Genomic DNA, 1,096 nt, shown 5'->3' with positions numbered 1-1,096 from the left:
GTTCGGGGGTGTGCCGGGAGGTACCGACCGTGGCGGTGGCCCGCGGCGGGGATCCGGCGCCCGGCAGGAGCAGCGCCCCGCCCACCCCGACCAGCGCGAGGGAGGCGGCGCCGCCCACGACGGCGGCCCGGCGCCGCAGCAGGCGCCGGCGGCCGACGCGGACACCGGCGGCGACGAGTTCGGCCCGGTCTGTCGCGAAGGCGGCGCCCGCCTGGTGCAGTTCGGCGGTGAGCCGGTCCTCGAAGGGGTCGCTGTGCTGTTCGACGGGCATGGCGGTCCACCGTTTCGCTGAGGGTTGAAGTGAGGTGGGTTGAAATGAGGTCGGTCGACGTGATGTGGGTGGGCTGAAGTGACGTGGGTCAGGGGCGCGCGTACTCGCCGAGGTCCTCGCCGAGCAGCTCCCGCAGCCGCCCCAGCGCCCGCACGCACCGCGTCCGTACGGCGGCCGAGCTGGCGTTCATGACATCGGCGGTCTCCTCGACGGAGCGGTCCTCCCAGTACCGCAGGACCACCACGGCCCGGTCCTTGGCGGCCAGCCGGCCGAGCGCCTCCAGCAGCGTCAGCCGCAGCGAGGGGTCTCCGTCGGGGGCGCCGTCGGGCAGCTCGGGCAGCGTGTCGGTGGCCTGCTCGGTGCTGCTGCGTCGCCGCTGGTGGGCGAGGAAGGTCCGGGTGAGCACGGTCTGGGCGTACCCCGCGGGGTTGCCCACCCGGGACACGCGTCCCCATCTGACGTAGAGCCGGCCGAGGGTCTCCTGCACCAGGTCCTCGGCGAGATGCGTGTCCCCGGCGGTTAGCAGACAGGCGGAGCGGTACAGATGCCCGGCGCGGGCGGCCGCGAACTCGGCGTACTCGTCCGCACGTGCCTGTCTCATACCGTCTTCCCCCTGCCGCGGCGCCGCTCTCACTTCATTGATGCGGTGGCACCGGGGAAATGTTTCACACGGATCGACAAACGGGATCGACAAACGGGATCGACAAACGGGATTCGACAGACTGGATCGATGAACGGGATCGATAAGGTGCACCGCCCGCTCGATCACCGTGACCGCCCCTCGCGACGGAGGCCTGCCGCATGACCAGTCCACCGAGCCCACCG

1 protein-coding gene and 1 pseudogene are annotated in these 1,096 nt (G+C 71.9%); both read right to left on the bottom strand.

The window, feature by feature from the left end:
* Nucleotides 1-271, bottom strand: a pseudogene (locus GRC12_RS44580) (hypothetical protein); the annotation flags it as partial.
* A gap of 88 nt (nucleotides 272-359) precedes the next feature.
* Nucleotides 360-872, bottom strand: coding sequence for a SigE family RNA polymerase sigma factor (locus tag GRC12_RS44575; RefSeq protein ID WP_133048981.1), 513 nt, complete (start codon nucleotides 870-872; stop codon nucleotides 360-362).
* Nucleotides 873-1,096 lie beyond the last annotated feature (224 nt).

The sequence above is a fragment of the Streptomyces griseorubiginosus genome (assembly GCF_017614965.1).
Lineage (GTDB): Bacteria > Actinomycetota > Actinomycetes > Streptomycetales > Streptomycetaceae > Streptomyces > Streptomyces griseorubiginosus_B.
Note: the sequence above shows the minus strand (reverse complement) of the source record. Positions and strands in the feature narration are given on the sequence as shown.